At 65.0% G+C, this 16343-nt stretch carries 15 protein-coding genes and 2 pseudogenes; 12 read left to right on the forward strand and 5 right to left on the reverse strand.

Annotation, left to right across the window (positions count from 1 at the left end; all coding sequences use genetic code 11):
• Positions 1-32 precede the first annotated feature (32 nt).
• The 5 genes and pseudogenes from HDR50_RS02120 to HDR50_RS02135 form a co-directional block, all read right to left on the reverse strand.
• Positions 33-200 (reverse strand): hypothetical protein, encoded by a 168-nt coding sequence (locus HDR50_RS02120; RefSeq protein ID WP_291355484.1) that lies wholly within the window; start codon positions 198-200, stop codon positions 33-35.
• 160 nt (positions 201-360) lie between these two features.
• Positions 361-750 (reverse strand): annotated as a pseudogene (locus HDR50_RS12375) (amino acid racemase); the annotation flags it as partial.
• A gap of 14 nt (positions 751-764) precedes the next feature.
• Complete coding sequence (locus HDR50_RS02125) at positions 765-1997, reverse strand: dicarboxylate/amino acid:cation symporter (protein ID WP_291355485.1); 1233 nt, start codon at positions 1995-1997, stop codon at positions 765-767.
• Between the two features lie 212 nt (positions 1998-2209).
• A complete protein-coding gene (locus HDR50_RS02130) occupies positions 2210-3541 on the reverse strand; it encodes an MATE family efflux transporter (protein ID WP_291355486.1) in 1332 nt (443 codons plus the stop codon).
• A gap of 108 nt (positions 3542-3649) precedes the next feature.
• Positions 3650-4387 (reverse strand): hypothetical protein, encoded by a 738-nt coding sequence (locus tag HDR50_RS02135; protein ID WP_291355487.1) that lies wholly within the window; start codon positions 4385-4387, stop codon positions 3650-3652.
• A gap of 814 nt (positions 4388-5201) precedes the next feature.
• On the opposite strand from HDR50_RS02135, the gene HDR50_RS02140 reads away from it, so the two are divergent.
• The 12 genes and pseudogenes from HDR50_RS02140 to HDR50_RS02195 all read left to right on the forward strand — a co-directional run bounded on the left by HDR50_RS02140 (position 5202) and on the right by HDR50_RS02195 (position 16343).
• Positions 5202-5504: an urease subunit gamma gene (locus tag HDR50_RS02140; RefSeq protein WP_291355488.1), complete on the forward strand. Its 303-nt coding sequence runs from the start codon at positions 5202-5204 to the stop codon at positions 5502-5504.
• A gap of 134 nt (positions 5505-5638) precedes the next feature.
• The gene (locus HDR50_RS02145) at positions 5639-6073 is read left to right on the forward strand and encodes an urease subunit beta (RefSeq protein WP_365816533.1); all 435 of its coding nucleotides are present in this window, start codon (positions 5639-5641) and stop codon (positions 6071-6073) included.
• 3 nt (positions 6074-6076) lie between these two features.
• Positions 6077-7795: an urease subunit alpha gene (locus tag HDR50_RS02150; protein WP_291355489.1), complete on the forward strand. Its 1719-nt coding sequence runs from the start codon at positions 6077-6079 to the stop codon at positions 7793-7795.
• A gap of 105 nt (positions 7796-7900) precedes the next feature.
• Positions 7901-8533, forward strand: a complete 633-nt coding sequence (locus tag HDR50_RS02155) for an urease accessory protein UreE (RefSeq protein ID WP_291355491.1) — start codon at positions 7901-7903, stop codon at positions 8531-8533.
• Positions 8457-9272, forward strand: a complete 816-nt coding sequence (locus tag HDR50_RS02160) for an urease accessory UreF family protein (RefSeq protein WP_291355492.1) — start codon at positions 8457-8459, stop codon at positions 9270-9272. The genes HDR50_RS02155 and HDR50_RS02160 overlap by 77 nt, the downstream gene beginning before the upstream one ends.
• 30 nt (positions 9273-9302) lie before the next feature.
• Positions 9303-9929 carry an urease accessory protein UreG gene (gene ureG, locus HDR50_RS02165; protein ID WP_291355494.1) on the forward strand — a complete coding sequence of 209 codons (627 nt, stop codon included), beginning with the start codon at positions 9303-9305 and terminating at the stop codon, positions 9927-9929.
• Positions 9930-9934: 5 nt separating this feature from the next.
• Positions 9935-10882, forward strand: coding sequence for an urease accessory protein UreD (locus HDR50_RS02170; protein WP_291355495.1), 948 nt, complete (start codon positions 9935-9937; stop codon positions 10880-10882).
• A 29-nt stretch (positions 10883-10911) separates the two neighbouring features.
• Positions 10912-11949, forward strand: a complete 1038-nt coding sequence (locus tag HDR50_RS02175; protein WP_291355497.1) for an urea transporter — start codon at positions 10912-10914, stop codon at positions 11947-11949.
• A 14-nt stretch (positions 11950-11963) separates the two neighbouring features.
• The gene (locus tag HDR50_RS02180; protein ID WP_291355499.1) at positions 11964-13322 is read left to right on the forward strand and encodes an MFS transporter; all 1359 of its coding nucleotides are present in this window, start codon (positions 11964-11966) and stop codon (positions 13320-13322) included.
• A gap of 27 nt (positions 13323-13349) precedes the next feature.
• Positions 13350-14237 (forward strand): potassium channel family protein, encoded by an 888-nt coding sequence (locus tag HDR50_RS02185; RefSeq protein WP_291355501.1) that lies wholly within the window; start codon positions 13350-13352, stop codon positions 14235-14237.
• Between the two features lie 309 nt (positions 14238-14546).
• Positions 14547-15344, forward strand: coding sequence for a 2-amino-3,7-dideoxy-D-threo-hept-6-ulosonate synthase (locus tag HDR50_RS02190; RefSeq protein WP_291355503.1), 798 nt, complete (start codon positions 14547-14549; stop codon positions 15342-15344).
• 2 nt (positions 15345-15346) lie between these two features.
• Positions 15347-16343, forward strand: a pseudogene (locus HDR50_RS02195) (3-dehydroquinate synthase II family protein).

Genomic DNA, 16343 nt, shown 5'->3' on the forward strand with positions numbered 1-16343 from the left:
GCCCGCGCGTTGGTGTTGTGTGTTCCNGGGGCTCAGGCGCCGGCTTCCGGCTCTTTCAGCGCCTCCGGGCCCGCGCCCTCGCGCACGATGGCGCGGGCGAGCGCGTCCGCGGCGTCCACCACGGGCACGGGCGCGTCGATGCCCACCACGCCGAGCTCCGTGCAGGCCGCGATGAGCACCTGGGCGCCCTTTTCGAGCATGTGGNCNACCACGCTGGCNAGCTNCGCGCGCACNCCNGCCCCGGTGTCCCCGGCCTTGATGGCGCGGATGACGGCNAGCAGGNNCGCCTCCTCNGNTTCGTCCGCATANACGGGCGTTGNGCCCGAGCTCGCGCAGNGGCGCCTCATANAGNCCNGTGAGGCGCACNGCCGGCGAGGCCANAAGNCCCACGCGGGCGCCGGGCGCANGCCGCGCGGCCTCNGCCGAGGCNANNGCCACCATGTCCAGCACGGGCACCTTCACGGCCCGGGCCACCTCCCCGCGCCAGTTGTGGGCGGTGTTGCAGGCGATGCAGAGAAAGTCCGCTCCCTGGGCCTCGAGACCGCGGGCCATGCCGGCGAGGCACGGCCCCGGGGAAACGTCCCCGCCTTCGAGCAGCACCTTGATGCGCGAGGGCACCTGGGGATTGTTGTCCACGATGAGGTGCACATGGTCCGCGTCGTCGCTGGCCCGGGTGTGGGCCACCACGCGGCGCATGAGGTCGATGGTGGCCTCGGGGCCCATGCCGCCGAGGATGCCGCAGGTACGCATGTCACACTCCCGCGCTAGATCTTCATGGCCGCGCCCCGGGCCGGGTCCATGTCGTTCTCGAGCTTGGAGACGAAGATGGCGCCCGTGGCGTCGCCCATGACGTTGATGGTGGTGCGGGCCATGTCCATGATGCGGTCGACGCCGGCCACAAGCGCGATGGCCTCCAGCGGGATGCCCACCTGCGTGAAGACCATGGTGCTCATGATGAGCGCCGCACCGGGCACGCCCATGGAGCCGATGGACGCGAGCAGCGCCATGAGCAGGATGACGAGCTGCTTGTCGAGCGTCATGGGGATACCATACACCTCGGCCGCGAAAAGGGCCACGATGCCCATGTAGATGGCGGCGCCGTCCATGTTGATGGTGTTGCCGAGCGGGATGGAGAAGCTCGAGACGCTGCGCGAGGCGCCGAGCTTTTCCACGCTGATGAGGTTGGAGGACAGGGCGGCCGCGCTGGAACAGGTGGTGAAGGCGATGAGCAGGGGCTCGCTGATGCCCTTGAGGAACTGGCCGGACCTGAGCCCGCTGAAGCGCACGCAGGGGAGATACACGATGAGGATCTGGCACAGGCTCGCCACATACATGATGATCACGAGCTTGATGAGCGGCAGAAGCACCGCGAGGCCGTGCGAGGCCACGGTGAAGGCCATGAGGGCGAAGACGCCGATGGGCGCGTAGAGCATGACGATGGTGGTGAGGCGGATCATGACCTCGCCCATGCCGTTGAAGAAGTCCGTGACGACCTTGACCTTCTCGCCGCAGATGCTCAGCGAGAAGCCGAGAAGGACGGCGAAGAAGATGATCTGGAGCATGGTGCCCTTGGCAAGGCTCTCCATGGGATTGATGGGCACGATGTTGAGCAGCACCTGCACGAGCGGCGGCGGCGTGGCCTCCTTGGCCTGGAGATTGGCCGTGGAGAGGTCGAGGCCCATGCCCGGCTGGAACAGGTTGGCGAGGATGAGGCCGATGATGATGGCGATGGCCGTGGTGGCGAAATAGTAGATGAGCGTCTTGATGGCCACGCGCCCGAGCCGGCCCACGTCGCCCACGCTGGCCGCGCCGGCCACGAGCGTGGCGAAGACCAGCGGCACCACAACCATGCGCACGAGGTTGATGAACAGCTGCCCGAAGGGCCGGAACCACTGGGCGTCAAAGCCCACAGCCGGGGCCACCGCGCCGGCGAGGACGCCGAGCACCATGCCGATGCCCATCTGTACGGGCAGGCTCATGCGTTTTTTCTCACTCATAAAGCCTCCTTGTCACACCTTCCGGGCGAGGCCCGGGGAAAGGTTGGCGGCCCGTTGCCGGCCGCGGCCTTGTGCCGTTGACGCCGGAATGTCAAGAGTCAAATGTTGACATTCTCCCTTGCGTTCTTTGTGGCATTGAGCACAAGCGCTGTCAAGCGGGGGGCAGCGGGAGGCGACGCGGATGGAAGGGCGGGGGTTTTCAGCGCGGGCGGCTACAAATAGCCGTATTCCTTGCGCGTATAGTAGAGGCAGGGCAGGGCGAAAAAGAGAGTCAGCACCTCGGCCACCGGGGTGGCGGCCCAGATGCCGTTGAGCCCGAGGATGAAGGGCAGCGCCACAACGGCCACGGCCTGGAGCGCCAGGGTGCGCACGAAGGACACGGCCGCGGAAAAAAGGCCGTTGTTGAGCGCGGTGTAAAAGGAGGAGACAAAGATGTTCACCCCGGCGAAGATGAAGGAAAAGGAATAGATCACCGAGGCGTGTTCGGCCATGCGCGCCAGCTCCGGGTCATAGCCGAGGAAGAGCCGCGCGAGGAAGGGGGAGAGCAGAAGGCCGGCCACGGAGAGCAGGATGCCGAGGGTGAGGTTGATGGCGAGGCTGTAGCGCAAAAGGCTCTTCAGCTCCGGGGTGTTGCGGGCGCCGTAGTGGTAGGCGATGACCGGGATGGCGCCGAAACCGAAGCCCAGGAAGATGGCGATGAACATGAAGCCGATGTACATGAGCAGGCCGTACACGGCCACGCCGTTCTCGCCGGCCATTTTCAGGAGCAGGAAATTGTAGAGGATGGAAATGAGCGACATGGAGACATTGCTCATGAATTCCGAGGCGCCGTTGGTGCAGCTCTTCACGATGGCGCGCCACTCCAGCGCCGCGCGGCTGATGCGCAGCTCGTTCGTTTCCGACATGGCGAAAAAGAGCAGCGGCGGCACCGCGCCCACCAGCATGCCGCCCACGGTGGCGATGGCCGCGCCGAGCAGGCCCCAGCCGAACACGAGGATGAGCAGGTAATCGAAGAGGATATTGGTCACGCCGGCCGCGAAGGTCACCCAGAGCCCGAGCTGCGGGCGCCCGGCCAGCGGGAAGAAGCTCTGGAACATGAACTGGAGGATCATGGGGGTGAGCCCGGGGATGAGCACCCAGCCGTAGATCTTGCAGGCCTCCAGCACCTCGCCCTCGGCGCCGAGCAGGACGGCGCAGGGCTCGAGGAACACGAGCCACACGAAGCTCAGGGCCGTGCCCATGACGATGGCGAAATACACGAGCAGGGAAAAGCGGCTGCGCGCCAGCGCCACCTTGCCGCGCCCCAGGGTCTTGGCCACCAGGGCGCTGCCGCCGGTGCCGATCATGGTGCCCAGGGTGGCCGGGATCATGATGAAGGGGAAGATGAGGTTCACGGCCACAAAGGCGGTCTTGCCCACATAGTTGGACACGAAGTAGCCGTCGACGATGGTGTAGAGGCTCGTCAGGATCAGCATGCCCATGGTGGGGCAGGTGAAACGGATGAGCCTGAGGGGGTTGAAGTGGTCCGACAGCCGTACGGCCATGGCGCTATCCGGGTCGGGCGGCTCCCCGGCGGGTCGTGGTGCCGGGGGGCCGGCGTTTTCGGGCGGTGAACGGCAGGCCCGAAGGGCGCCGCCCATCGCCGTGAGATACTAGAAGGAATACACGAAGCTCGCGTTCACGTTCCAGGCGTCCCTGGTGCCGGGGATGGACTCGCCGTGCCTGTGGCGGGCGCCCCACACGGACTTGCCCGTATCCAGGAACATGAAGACATAGCCGGCCTCCACGTTGATGCACATGTTCTCGTATACCTGCCAGGAATTGGTGGAACCCAGTTCGAGCGCGCTGTCAAGGCTCGTCAGGTACATGCCCGGCATGCCGAGGGCCGCGCCCTGGCTGCCCAGGTTGGGCGTGAGCACCGTGCCGTTGGTCCACAGCCCGGCGAGGGACATCTTTTTCGCCATGGTCGGGCTGTTGATGCCGCGGATGTAGTTGACGCGGAAGATGTGCGTGAGGTCTTTTACGAAGCTCACGTTGTTGAGCCGGGCGCCGATGCCCCATGTGCCGGCCATGTTGTTGCCGATGACCGCGTAGCGCTCGATATAGGGCGCCCCGTCAAAGGCGAAATAGGAGAAGTTGTTGGCATTGTTGGGGTCAAGGGCGGGCAGGCGCTCCGAGCCGTTGGCCCGGTTCCCGTCGTCGCCGGAGCCGTACCAGCCGTAGAGGCCGGGCACGCCCCAGTCGAGCGAATACTGGAGCAGCAGGGCCGCGAACCAGCCCGAGCGGTTGAGGCGGCCGTCGTCGTCCCAGGTGACGGCGCCGTATTCAAAGTCAAAGGCCGCGGAGAAGTTGTCCCAGGTGCCCTGCCCGGTCAGGCCGGCCCACCACATGTTGGCGTAGCTCCCCACATGGCGGTCGCTGCGGCCTCGGAAAAGTCCCGGTGCCTTGCGCCGCCGGCCGGGAACATGCCGGAACCTCTCATGTTGCCGGCAACCAGAAAGGTCGCCATGACCACGCCCATTCGCTGGGGTTCAGCCGCTGTCTCTGCGTTTGCCATGTCAGTATCCCATGAAGGATTCAGGAGAGACGCGCTCTCGGGCTGTTGCGGGCCACTGGGCAGTATCGAAAGGGGCTGCATCCTGGCCCCTGTGCCCTGGGGCCCGGTTGCAGAAAAGCCCCAGGGAACCCAAACGCGAAGTTTTTTAAGTAAGGGATTAAGGAAGATGTGTAAAGGCGTGTTTTTTCTGACTTTTGGCTGGTAAAATTCGCGCCGGGCATGCTTCGGCAGGAAAGCGCAGACGCAACCAGATACGGAAGGTCTCCGAAACGGGTGGAATGCGCCGTCGGCCCCGTCGCCCCGGAGGCTTTGGGCGAGGGGCGGGAAGGGCTTTGTTTCTGCGTTGGCCGCGCCCGGGCAGGGGTAAGTATCCCCGTCTGTGCGGGCCGCGTGTTGCAAAATTGCACATGTGAAAGAAAGGGCAGACGGGGAAAACGGAGTGTTTTAAGGCCCGCGGCGCCGCTTCGGGAGTGCCCGGGGAAAAACGGTTGCCACTTTCAGAAAAAAGGTTTAGCCTTCTACGGTGGTTATAAGGATTTTGTCCTGACACTACCTCCTCTCCCGCGTTCTTCCTTAAGGCAGCGTCAGGGCATGGTCTTTCATGTGTTCCGTCCCGTTTTGTTGCCAACAGAAAGGAGGAAGTCACAATGCATTTGACCCCCAGAGAGCAGGACAAGGTCCTGCTGCTTTCCATGGGCATCATTGCCGAGCGCCGGCTCAAGAAAGGGCTGAAGCTCAACTACCCCGAGGCGGTCGCCTACATCACCTCCGCGGCGCTCGAGGGCGCGCGCGAGGGCAAGACCGTTGAAGAGGTCATGCACGATTCCGCGCAGGTGCTCAAGAAGGAACAGGTCATGGAAGGCGTGGCCGACATGATCACCCTGCTCCAGGTGGAGGCCGTGTTCACCGACGGCTCCAGGCTCGTTTCCATCCATCAACCGATCAAGTAGAGGGTGTTGACGTGGCAGATTCCAAAACCCAGACGTATTCGACCCCGCAGGGCGTCTTTGAAGGCACGCCCCCCATCGACTATCCCAAGACGCCGGGCTTCACGCCCAAGACCCCCTGCCCGGTGGGCGGCGTCATCCTTGCCGACGGCGACATCACCTACAATGCCCACCGCCGCACCGCCAAGGTGGTGGTGCACAACACGGGCGACCGCCCGGTGCAGGTGGGCAGCCACTTCCATTTCTTTGAAGTGAACCGCTACCTACAATTTGACCGCGCGGCGGCCTTTGGCAAGCACCTGAACATCCCGGCCACCACGGCCGTGCGCTTCGAGCCCGGCGAGGAGAAGGAAGTGGAGCTCGTGGCCTTCGGCGGCAAGCGCCGCGTCATCGGCTTCAACGACCTCACCGACGGCTACACCGGCCTCGAGGACACGCCCACCTACTACCCGGTGCGCATCCGCGCGCTCAAGAAGATGGCGCTCATGGGCTTCAAGTCGGTCTCTGAGGCCGAGGCCGAATCCGAAGTGAACGAGGCCGAGCTTTCAGCCAAGGCCAAGGGGGGGAAGTAAAAAATGGCAGTCATTTCCAGGAAACAGAATAACGACCTTTTCGGCCCCACCACGGGCGACAAGATCCGCCTCGGCAACACCCAGCTCTATGTGGAGATCGAGAAGGACCTTCGCGTCTACGGCGACGAGACGGTCTACGGCGGCGGCAAGACCCTGCGCGACGGCATGGGCACGGCCAATGAGATCACCACCAAGGGCGGCTCCCTCGACCTTGTCATCACCAACGTCACCATCATCGACCCCATGCTCGGCGTCATCAAGGCCGACGTGGGCGTGAAGGACGGCAAGATCGCGGGCATCGGCAAGGCCGGCAACCCCAACGTCATGGACGGCGTCACCCCGACGCTCTGCACCGGCCCCTCCACGGACGCCATCTCGGGCGAGCACTGCATCCTCACGGCCGCGGCCATCGACGGCCACGTGCACATGGTTGCGCCGCAGCAGGCCTACAACTGCCTTTCCAACGGCATCACCACCCTCATCGGCGGCGGCATCGGACCCACGGACGGCTCCAACGGCACCACCATCACCTCTGGCGTGTGGAACGTGGAGAAGATGCTCGAGGCCTCCGAGGGGCTGCCCATCAACATGGGCTTCCTCGGCAAGGGCAATTCCAGCGTCATCGACACCCTGGAAGAGCAGATCGTGGCCGGCTGCTGCGGCTTCAAGGTCCACGAGGACTGGGGCGCCACCTGCGCCGTCATCCGCAAGGCCCTCAGCGTGGCCGAGCGCATGGACGTGCAGGTCGCCATCCATACCGACACGCTCAATGAAAACGGCTATGTGGAAGACTCCATCGCCGCCATCGACGGCCGCGCCATCCACACCTACCACACCGAGGGCGCGGGCGGCGGCCATGCCCCCGACCTTCTGAAAGTGGCCTCCATGGCCAACGTGCTTCCGTCCTCCACCAACCCGACGCTGCCTTTCGGCATCAACTCGGAGGCGGAACTCTTCGACATGATCATGGTCTGCCACAACCTGAACCCGGGCATCCCCTCGGACGTGGCCTTCGCCGAAAGCCGCGTGCGCCCGGAGACGCAGGCCGCCGAAAACGTCTTCCACGACCTCGGCATCCTCTCCATGGTCTCGTCCGACTCCCAGGCCATGGGCCGCGTGGGCGAATCCTTCATGCGCGCCTTCCAGATGGCCGACTACATGAAGCAGGTTCGCGGCAAGCTCCCCGAAGACAGCGACAGCAACGACAACTTCCGCGTGCTCCGCTATCTCGCCAAGGTGACCATCAACCCGGCCATCACCTACGGCTTCAGCGACCTGCTCGGGTCCATCGAAGTGGGCAAGATGGCCGACCTCGTGCTCTGGGAGCCGGCCTTCTTCGGCACCAAGCCCAAGCTCGTCATCAAGGGCGGCTTCATCAACTGGGCCAACATGGGCGATTGCAACGCCTCCCTGCCCACGCCGCAGCCCAAGATCATGCGGCCCATGTACGGCAGCTTCGGCAAGGCCATGCCCCGCACCTGCGTGCGCTTCACCTCGCAGGCGGCCATGGAGTCCGGCCTTGAGGAGAGGCTCCGCACCGACAATATCCTCTACCCGGTGCGCCGCTGCCGCCAGATCGGCAAGGCCGACATGGTGCGCAATGGCGCCATGCCGCAGATCGAGATCGATCCCGAGACCTTCAAGGTCTATGTGAACGGCACCCTGGCCACGGTGCCGCCGGCCAAGGAGCTCTCGCTCGCGCAGCTCTACTGGTTCAGTTAGGGCCTGTTTCCGGGGGCGCCCAGAAATGGCGGGCGCCCCCGGCCTTTTTGCGCGGGGCCGGCGGCGCCGGCCCCCCTTTAACTCACCGAATAACCCCGGCACCTCATGGAAATCTGCACCCGCATCCTCGGCAACCTGCACGACCCCGAGTGGAAAGAGCGCCTTGACGGGCTCGACATCGAATATATTCCGCTGGACCAGTGGACGGCCCAGAAATCGCGCTTTCTCGCCGTGAGCGACAGAGGGACGGAATACCCCATCGCGCTCCAGCGCCAGTCGCAGGTGGTGGACGGCGACATCGTGTTTTATGACGCCGAAAAGGGCCATGTGGCGGCGCTCAGGCTTGAGCTCAACCCGGTGCTCGTGCTCGACCTTTCCTCGCTCGTTACCGAAAGCCCGGAGACCATCATCCGCCGCAGCCTCGAGCTCGGGCACGCCATCGGCAACCAGCACTGGCCGGCCGTGGTCAAGGGCACCAAGATCTATGTGCCGCTGACCGTTGACAAGAAGGTCATGCTCTCGGTCATGGATACCCATCACCTTGAGGGCGTGAGCTACGAATTTCAGCCCGGCCGGGAGGTTATCCCCTACATGGCGCCGCACGAGATCCGCCGCCTCTTCGGGGGGGCCTCGCACGGCAGCCACGAACACGCGCACGGGCATGACCACGCGCACCCGCATGACCATCACCACGACCATGGGCATGACCACCCCCACGGGCACCACCATGAGCAATGAGACCCCGGCCGCGGCCGCCGAAAGCGCCGTGCCTTCCCCAGCCGGCGCGCCTTCCATGGCCGGCCTGTTCCGGCTCATCCAGATGACGGACTCCGCCTTCCCGGTGGGGACTTTCTCCTTTTCAAACGGCCTCGAGACCGCAGCGCATCTCGGCATCGTGCACGATGCCGCGACCTTGCGGGAATATGCGCGCTCTGTCGCCACGCAGGCCGCGTTCAGCGACGGCGTGGCCGCCCTGCTCGCCTTCCGCGCCGCCCGCAAGGGCGACTATGCGGCCGTCTGCGCGGCCGACCGCGATCTCTTGCTCTTCAAGATGAATGACGAGGCGAGGCTCATGCTCTGCCGCATGGGCAAGAAGTTCGCGGAGCTCGGCCTTAGGCGCCACGGCGAGGGGAGCCTTTTCGGCCGCTGGCTTGCCGACATCGAGGCCGGGGCCACGCCCGGCACCTTCCCTGTGGCCCAGGGCATCGCCTTCGCCCTCGACGGTCTCGGCGAAAGGGAGCTTTATGTGTCGCACCAGTACGGCGTCATCAACATGGTGCTCTCCGCGGCGCTGCGCCTTGTGCGCGTTTCGCACTACGACACGCAAAAAATTCTTTCAGAGCTCGGCGGCGAGGTGGAGGCCATGTATGACAAGGCCCGCGGCATGGGCTTTGAGAACATGAACGCCTTTGTTCCCGAGATGGATATCCTTGCTTCGCTGCACGAAAAGGGCAGCATGCGCATGTTCATGAACTGAGCCTGACGGCACAAACGCTAGCGAGGCCCTATGTCAACCTGCAGGATCGGCGTCGGCGGCCCGGTGGGCAGCGGCAAGACCGCGCTCATCGAGGCCATCACCCCCCGCCTCATGGAGCGCGGCATGAACGTGCTCATCATCACCAACGACATCGTCACCACCGAGGACGCCAAGCACGTGCGCAAGACGCTCAAGGGCATCCTCATGGAAGACCGCATCATCGGCGTGGAGACCGGCGCCTGCCCGCACACGGCCGTGCGCGAGGACCCCTCCATGAACATCGCCGCCGTGGAAGAGATGGAAGCGAAATTCCCGGACGCCGACGTGGTGCTCATCGAGTCCGGCGGGGACAATCTCACCCTCACCTTCAGCCCGGCGCTGGTGGACTTTTTCATCTACGTCATCGACGTGGCCGCGGGCGACAAGATCCCGCGCAAGGACGGCCCGGGCATCTCGCAGAGCGACATCCTCGTCATCAACAAGACGGACCTGGCCCCTTACGTCGGCGCCTCGCTCGAGGTGATGGACCACGACAGCAAGCTCATGCGACCGGGCAAGCCTTTTGTGTTCACCAATTCGCTCACCGGCGAGGGCATCGACGAGCTCGTCTCGCTCATCTTCAAGATGGCGCTCTTCGACAAGGTTGGGGGGAACTGAGCCCCATGGCGCAACTGCACTATTCCGACGCCCCCAAGGTCGACTTCGATGCCATGCCGGAGCTTGCGGGCTTCACCGAGCAGCCCCAGGCCATGTATGTGGGCTGCCCGGGCAAGCACGGCTACCTCAACCTGGGCTTCGAGAAAAACCGCGAGGGCAAGTCCATCCTGCGCGAGCTCGACCGCCGGGCCCCGCTCATCGTGCAGCGGGAGCTTTACTTCGATGAAGAGCTCCCGGAGATGCCCTGCGTCTACATCCTCTCCTCCGGCGGCCCCAATGTGGACGGCGACCGCTATGTGCAGAACTTCGTGCTGAAACAGGGCGCCATGGCCTTTATCAGCACGGGCGCGGCCACCAAGCTCGCCGAGATGACGAGCAACTATTCCGCCATGCGCCAGACCATCACCCTGGAGGCGGATGCGTATCTCGAATATTTGCCCGAGCCCATCATCCCCTGCCGCCACACCCGCTATATCTCGGATACGGACATCATCGTGGACCCGACCGCGGCCATGTTCTATTCCGAGATCTATATGCCGGGCCGGAAATACTACAAGGAAGGCGAGATCTTCCAGTATGACGTGCTCTCGGTGTGCGCGCACGCCAAGCGGCCCGACGGCACGCCGCTCTTCAGGGAGAAATTCGTCATCGACCCGCGCGCCGGGCTTTTGCGCGATGTGGGCGTGATGCACGGCTATGACGTGTTCGCCAATGTCATCGTGCTCGCCCCCGTGGGGCAGGCGGAAAAGGTCTATGCCATGACCGAGCCCTTCATCGACGCGGAAAGGCGCCTCGCCTCGGGCGTGACGCATCTTCCCAACGGGGCCGGGCTGCTCTTCAAGGTGCTGGGCATGGAGCCGGGGCCGGTCAAGGCCGTGGTGCGAGAGTTTTGTTCCACCGTCCGCCAGGCGGTCAAGGGGCATCCGCTGCCCAAGGAATTCCCCTGGCGCTGAGACAAGAAAGGGAAGAAAGGAGAAAGGCTATGGCGACCACTGACCAGCCCCGCACCTATGTGTTCTCGCTCCAGGGCGCCGTGCGCGGCACCTTGCGCGGCTCGGGCCAGGTAATGTTCCAGCAGAGCGCGTGGACGGGCATCCTCTTCCTGGCCGGCATCTTCTGGGGCGCCTACAACGCCGGCGCGCCGCAGGTGGCCTGGGGCTCGCTCGTGGGCCTCATCGCCAGCAGCTTCGCCGGCTGGATCATCGGCGAATACCCCGAGGACGGCGAGGACGGCCTGTGGGGCTTCAACGGCATCCTTGTGGGCTGCGCCTTCCCCACCTTTCTCGCGCCCGTGCCGCTCATGTGGGTTGCCCTCATCTTCTGCTCCATGCTCACCACGTGGATGCGGCGCGGCTTCAATAACGTCTCCGTGCGCTTCAAGATCAATTCGCTGACCTTCCCCTTTGTCTTCCTGACCTGGGTCTTTCTGCTCTCCGCGCGGGTGCTCACCGGCATGCCGCTTGCCGATGCGGACTCGCCGGCCCTTATCATCCACATCGGCGGCGAGATCGACTGGAGCATCCAGTCCTTCGTCATCTACTGGCTCAAGGGCATTTCGCAGGTCTTCCTCATCAACAATGCCGTCACCGGCCTCATCTTCCTCGTGGGCCTCGCCGTGTGCAGCCTGTGGGCGGCCATTTACGCGGCCGTGGGCTCGGCCGTGGCGCTTGTGGTGGCCATCGCCTTCGCGGCCGACCCGGCGGACGTGACCGCCGGCCTCTTCGGCTTCAGCCCGGTTTTGACCGCCATCGCGCTTGGCTGCACCTTCTACAAGGTCAACTGGCGCACGGCGCTCTGGGCCATCACCGGCGTGGTCGCCACGGTCTTCATCCAGGCCGGCATGGACGCCCTCATGACGCCCTGGGGCCTGCCCACCCTGACCGGTCCCTTCTGCGTGGCCACCTGGCTCTTCCTGCTGCCGCTCTACAAGCTCGATGAGAACGACCCCGACAAGAGCGACTGGAAGCACACCGGCCAAAAGGTGCCCACGGCCAAGAATGTCACGGCCGGCAAGAATTGAAGCTGGAGCAGAGCATGGCAGACAAGATGGCAGACAAGCTCGTCCCCATTGCGCAGATGCCCCTGCGGACCCGGCATTGGTACATCTTTGCCGTGGCCTCGCTGGAGCAGCTCATCGGCGCGGCGCTCTCCACCATCGCGGGCATCATCATCCCGCTCATCCTGCTCCTCGGCACGCCGCACCTCACGGCGGCCGAGCAGGGCATTCTCGGCGCCGCAGGCCTCGTGGGCATCGCCGTGGGCTCGGTCATCATCGGCAAGCTCATGGACAGCATGGGCTATCTCCTCTGGTTCCGCCTCTGCCCGCTGATCATCGCGGCCGGGGCTGGCGGGGTGTATTTCTCCGACAGCTTCTGGCCGCTCGCGTCGTGCCTCTTTGTCATCGGGCTCGGTGTCGGCGGCGGCTACAGCCTTGACTCCGGCTATATCTCGGAGGTCATGCCCGCCCGCTGGGAGAGCTTCTTCGTGGGGCTCGCCAAGGCCACCAGCTCCGTGGGCTTCGTGGGGGGCGCGGCGTACGCCTATTTTTTCCTCAAGGCCGACCCCTCGGCCGCGGCCTGGCCCGACCTCATCCTCTTCGTGGGCGGCCTCGGGGTGCTCGGGTTCCTGCTCCGGCTGCGCTGGTACCAGAGCCCGCGCTGGCTCATGGCCCGCGGCGAGACCAAAAAGGCCCAAGAGGCCGCGCGGGGCTTTCTCGGCCCCAGCGCCGAGGTGCTGCCGCTGCCGAAGCAGGCGGCGGGCGCGCCCGTCTCCTGGGGTGAGATGTTCCGCGGCGAGAACCTCGACAAGGTCATCTTCAGCGGCATTTCCTGGGCCTGCGAAGGCCTCGGCGTTTACGGCTTCGGCGTGTTCTTGCCCATCCTCGTCATGGCCCTGGGCCTTCAGGGCGATGTGGGCGAGGGCGTGCCCAGGGTGCTCGATTCCGTGCGCACCACCGCCTTCATCAATATCTTCATCGGCGCGGGCTTCGCCATCGGCCTCGCCATTCTCCACAAGGTCAATTCCGTGCGCCTCATGGGCTGGAGCTTCGTGCTCTGCGCGCTCTCCCTGGCCGTGCTCTGGGCCGGGCACGAGTGGGCGTGGCCGGTGTGGGTGAGCTTTCTCGCCTTCGTGGTTTTTGAGACGGCGCTCAATGCCGGGCCGCACCTCATCACCTTCATCATCCCCTCAAGGATCTATCCGGTGGCTGAGCGCGGGGCGGGCATGGGCATCGCCGCCATGCTCGGCAAGGTGGGGGCCATCCTCGGGGTGTTCTTCATGCCCGTGCTCCTGAGCTGGGGCGGCATCACCGCCGTGCTCCTCGTTTCCATCGCCGTGCAGCTCGCGGGGGCGGCGGTGACCTTTATTTACGGAAAGCGCCTGAAGCTCGTGTGACGGGCCGCGCATCGCAAGGTGGACACCATGACGACAGAGACGAACCAGCAGACGGCCGCAAGCCCGTCGGCCACGGAAAGTCAGGCCACAGCCGCCGCCGCGGCGCAAACGGCTGCAGCCGCGGCACAGACAGCGGCGGCCGCGGCCCGGGAGGCGGCTGCGGACGTGGCGAAGGTGGCGGCCACCGCTCAAAAGGCTGCGGCCGCGGCCACGGGGGCGCCCCCGAGGCATCCCTTCTGGTCGCAAACGCTGCCGCATTTCGTAAATATCCTCTCCATCATCCTTTCCTTCGGCCTTATCGCCTTCATCTCCTTTGATACTTTCAGAGGCGTGGATTACCTGGAAAATCCGCTCTATATGAAGTATCAGTTCTATGTCTGCATCATCTTTCTCATCGAATACCTCTACCGTTTCATCACCTCCGAGCACAAGCTGCGCTACTTTTTCTTTTCTCTGCCCTTTCTCCTCATCGCCATCCCGTACCTGAACATCATCGAGCAGTACAATATCCAGGTGGACCACGAGCTCCTGCGCTATATCTGCTTCGTCCCCATCGTGCGCGGCATGGTGGCGCAGGTCATGGTGGTGAACTATGTGAGCGAAAACCTCGCCTCCACGGTGTTCGTCTCCTACCTCATCGTGCTCGTGCCCTTCATCTACATGTCGGGCCTTATCTTCTATGTGGCCGAGAAGGCCGTGAACCCGGCCATCGAGAACTTTTGGAACGCCCTGTGGTGGGCGGGCATGAACGCCTCCACCGTGGGCTGCTACATCAACCCGGCGACGCCCATCGGCAAGGTGCTGAGCCTCATCCTCTCGCTGGTCGGCCTGATCATGTTCCCCCTGTTCACCGTGTATTTCGGGCAGATGGTCACGGCTTACAACAACAAGCTCAAGGGCAAGCCCGCCCAATAGCGGGGGCGCGCCAGTTTTTGTCTTGCGGCCGCCGGGAAAATCCTTGACACGCCGCCCCGGCGGGCGCTATGCCAAGTTGACGGAGTCACCCATGTCGAGCGTTCTTTCCCCCGCAGCCATCCAGTACGCCGCCGGCGCCAGCCGCTGGTTCTTTGCGTACTTTTACTTTACGGATGCCTGCGGCCGGGAACTGCGCTGACGCCATACCGCCAACGTGAAGTCCAGGGCCGCAGGCATGTGCCGGCGGCCCTTTTTTGTTCCGCCGGCCGCGCGGGCGTGTTTCGGGGCCACAAACCGAAGGAGTTTCCCATGTATCTCGGCAAACAGGTTCGCATGGAGCGCATCNTCGACCGCACCGACGGCCGNACCATCATCGTGCCCATGGACCACGGCGTGACCATGGGCCTCGTGGACGGCCTCATCGACATGCGCGAGACCGTCAANGACATGGCCAAGGCCGGCGCGGACGCCGTGCTCATGCACAAGGGCCTCGTGCGCTGCTCGCACNGNAGCGCCGGCAAGGACATCGGCCTCATCGTGCATCTNTCCGCCTCCACGGCGCTCTCGCCCAACGGCAACACCAAGACCCTCGTGGGCACGGTGGANGAGGGCCTNAAGCACGGCGCGGACGCNGTCTCCGTGCACATCAANNTNGGNGANGTCAACGAGCGCGACATGCTGCGCGACATGGGCGCCATCGCCGAAGCCTGCGACAACTGGCACATGCCGCTGCTCGCCATGGTCTACGCGCGCGGNCCGCAGGTGAAGAACAGCTTNGACCCNNNNAANATCGCCCATTGCGCGCGCGTGGGCGTGGAGCTCGGCGCGGACATCGTCAAGGTNTCCTACACNGGNGACNNGGACAGCTTCGCCGACGTGGTGGCCAACTGCTGCGTGCCNGTGGTCATCGCCGGCGGCGAGCGCATGGATTCCGACCGCGCCGTGCTCCAGATGGTGTATGACTCGCTCCAGGCGGGCGGCGCCGGCATCTCCATGGGCCGCAACGTGTTCCAGCATCCGCGCCGNGTGGAGCTNGTGCGGGCGCTGCGCGCCATCGTGCATGAAAACGCCACCGTGGACCAGGCCCTCNAGATNCTTGGGGAGTAGNCATGCCGCGCATCTATTTCCGCTGTGTGCCNTATGACAAGGAGAGCCTGACCCTGGCGCTCGAGTCGGGCGTGGACGGNGTCATCGTGCCGNAAGCGCATGCGCCCCAGGCCGCCACGCTCTCGCGCTGCGAGGTCTGGNNCGACGANGAGACCCCGCTCGTGAGCCTCGCNGCCAAGGCGGACGAGGAGNAGGCGCTNGCCCGCATGCGCGCCGGCGAGCGCGTGGTGCTGGCCTCNGGCTGGGAGATCATCCCGGTGGAGAACCTGCTCGCCCAGAGCGACGANGTGCTCGCCGAGGCCGCNANCCTCGAGCAGGCGCGNCTCGCCGCNGGCATCCTCGAGCGNGGCGTGGCCGGCATCGTGGTGCCGGTCTCGGCCGTTTCCGACATCAAGGCCATCGTGGCCCAGTGCAAGCTCTCGCAGGGGGAGGAANAGCTCGTGCCNGCGCGCGTNACNCGCGTGGAGCCNGTGGGCCTCGGNCACCGCGTCTGCGCGGACACGCTCTCNCTGCTTCAGGCGCGGNCAGGGCATGCTGGTGGGCAANGCCAGCGCCTTCACCTTCCTCGTGCATGCCGAGACCGAGCACAACGAGTATGTGGCCTCNCGNCCCTTCCGCGTCAANGCGGGCGCGGTGCACGCCTATGTGCGNCTGCCGCATGACCGCACCACTTANCTNGGNGAGCTGCGCGCCGGNCAGGANGTGCTCATCGTNTCGGCGGANGGCNCCACGGGCGTGGCCACNCTNGGGCGCGTGAAGATCGAGGTNNGNCCCATGCTGCTCATCGAGGCCGAGGTCATGGGCNAGNACGGNCCGGTNAAGGGCGCGGTNTTCCTCCAGAANGCCGAGACCATCCGNCTCGTGACGCCCANNGGCGAGCCCGTNAGCGTGGTGGCGCTCGAGCCCGGGGACGANGTGCTCTGCCGCGTGGATGACGCCANGGGCGGCGCCGGNCGGCATTTCGGCATGCGCGTCGCCGAGGACATCAGGGAGGTCTGA

It is taken from the genome of Desulfovibrio sp., from assembly GCF_014803725.1.
Classification (GTDB): Bacteria; Desulfobacterota; Desulfovibrionia; order Desulfovibrionales; family Desulfovibrionaceae; genus Desulfovibrio.

Bases quoted from the DNA above. Each gene is read 5' to 3' on its own strand.
- ureG (WP_291355494.1), top strand. From the start codon at position 9,303: ATGTCAACCTGCAGGATCGGCGTCGGCGGCCCGGTGGGCAGCGGCAAG.
- HDR50_RS02170 (WP_291355495.1), top strand. From the start codon at position 9,935: ATGGCGCAACTGCACTATTCCGACGCCCCCAAGGTCGACTTCGATGCC.
- HDR50_RS02130 (WP_291355486.1), bottom strand. From the start codon at position 3,541: ATGGCCGTACGGCTGTCGGACCACTTCAACCCCCTCAGGCTCATCCGT.
- HDR50_RS02150 (WP_291355489.1), top strand. From the start codon at position 6,077: ATGGCAGTCATTTCCAGGAAACAGAATAACGACCTTTTCGGCCCCACC.
- HDR50_RS02175 (WP_291355497.1), top strand. From the start codon at position 10,912: ATGGCGACCACTGACCAGCCCCGCACCTATGTGTTCTCGCTCCAGGGC.
- HDR50_RS02180 (WP_291355499.1), top strand. From the start codon at position 11,964: ATGGCAGACAAGATGGCAGACAAGCTCGTCCCCATTGCGCAGATGCCC.
- HDR50_RS02155 (WP_291355491.1), top strand. From the start codon at position 7,901: ATGGAAATCTGCACCCGCATCCTCGGCAACCTGCACGACCCCGAGTGG.
- HDR50_RS02140 (WP_291355488.1), top strand. From the start codon at position 5,202: ATGCATTTGACCCCCAGAGAGCAGGACAAGGTCCTGCTGCTTTCCATG.
- HDR50_RS02120 (WP_291355484.1), bottom strand. From the start codon at position 200: ATGCTCGAAAAGGGCGCCCAGGTGCTCATCGCGGCCTGCACGGAGCTC.
- HDR50_RS02125 (WP_291355485.1), bottom strand. From the start codon at position 1,997: ATGAGTGAGAAAAAACGCATGAGCCTGCCCGTACAGATGGGCATCGGC.
- HDR50_RS02185 (WP_291355501.1), top strand. From the start codon at position 13,350: ATGACGACAGAGACGAACCAGCAGACGGCCGCAAGCCCGTCGGCCACG.
- HDR50_RS02135 (WP_291355487.1), bottom strand. From the start codon at position 4,387: ATGTGGTGGGCCGGCCTGACCGGGCAGGGCACCTGGGACAACTTCTCC.
- HDR50_RS02160 (WP_291355492.1), top strand. From the start codon at position 8,457: ATGACCACGCGCACCCGCATGACCATCACCACGACCATGGGCATGACC.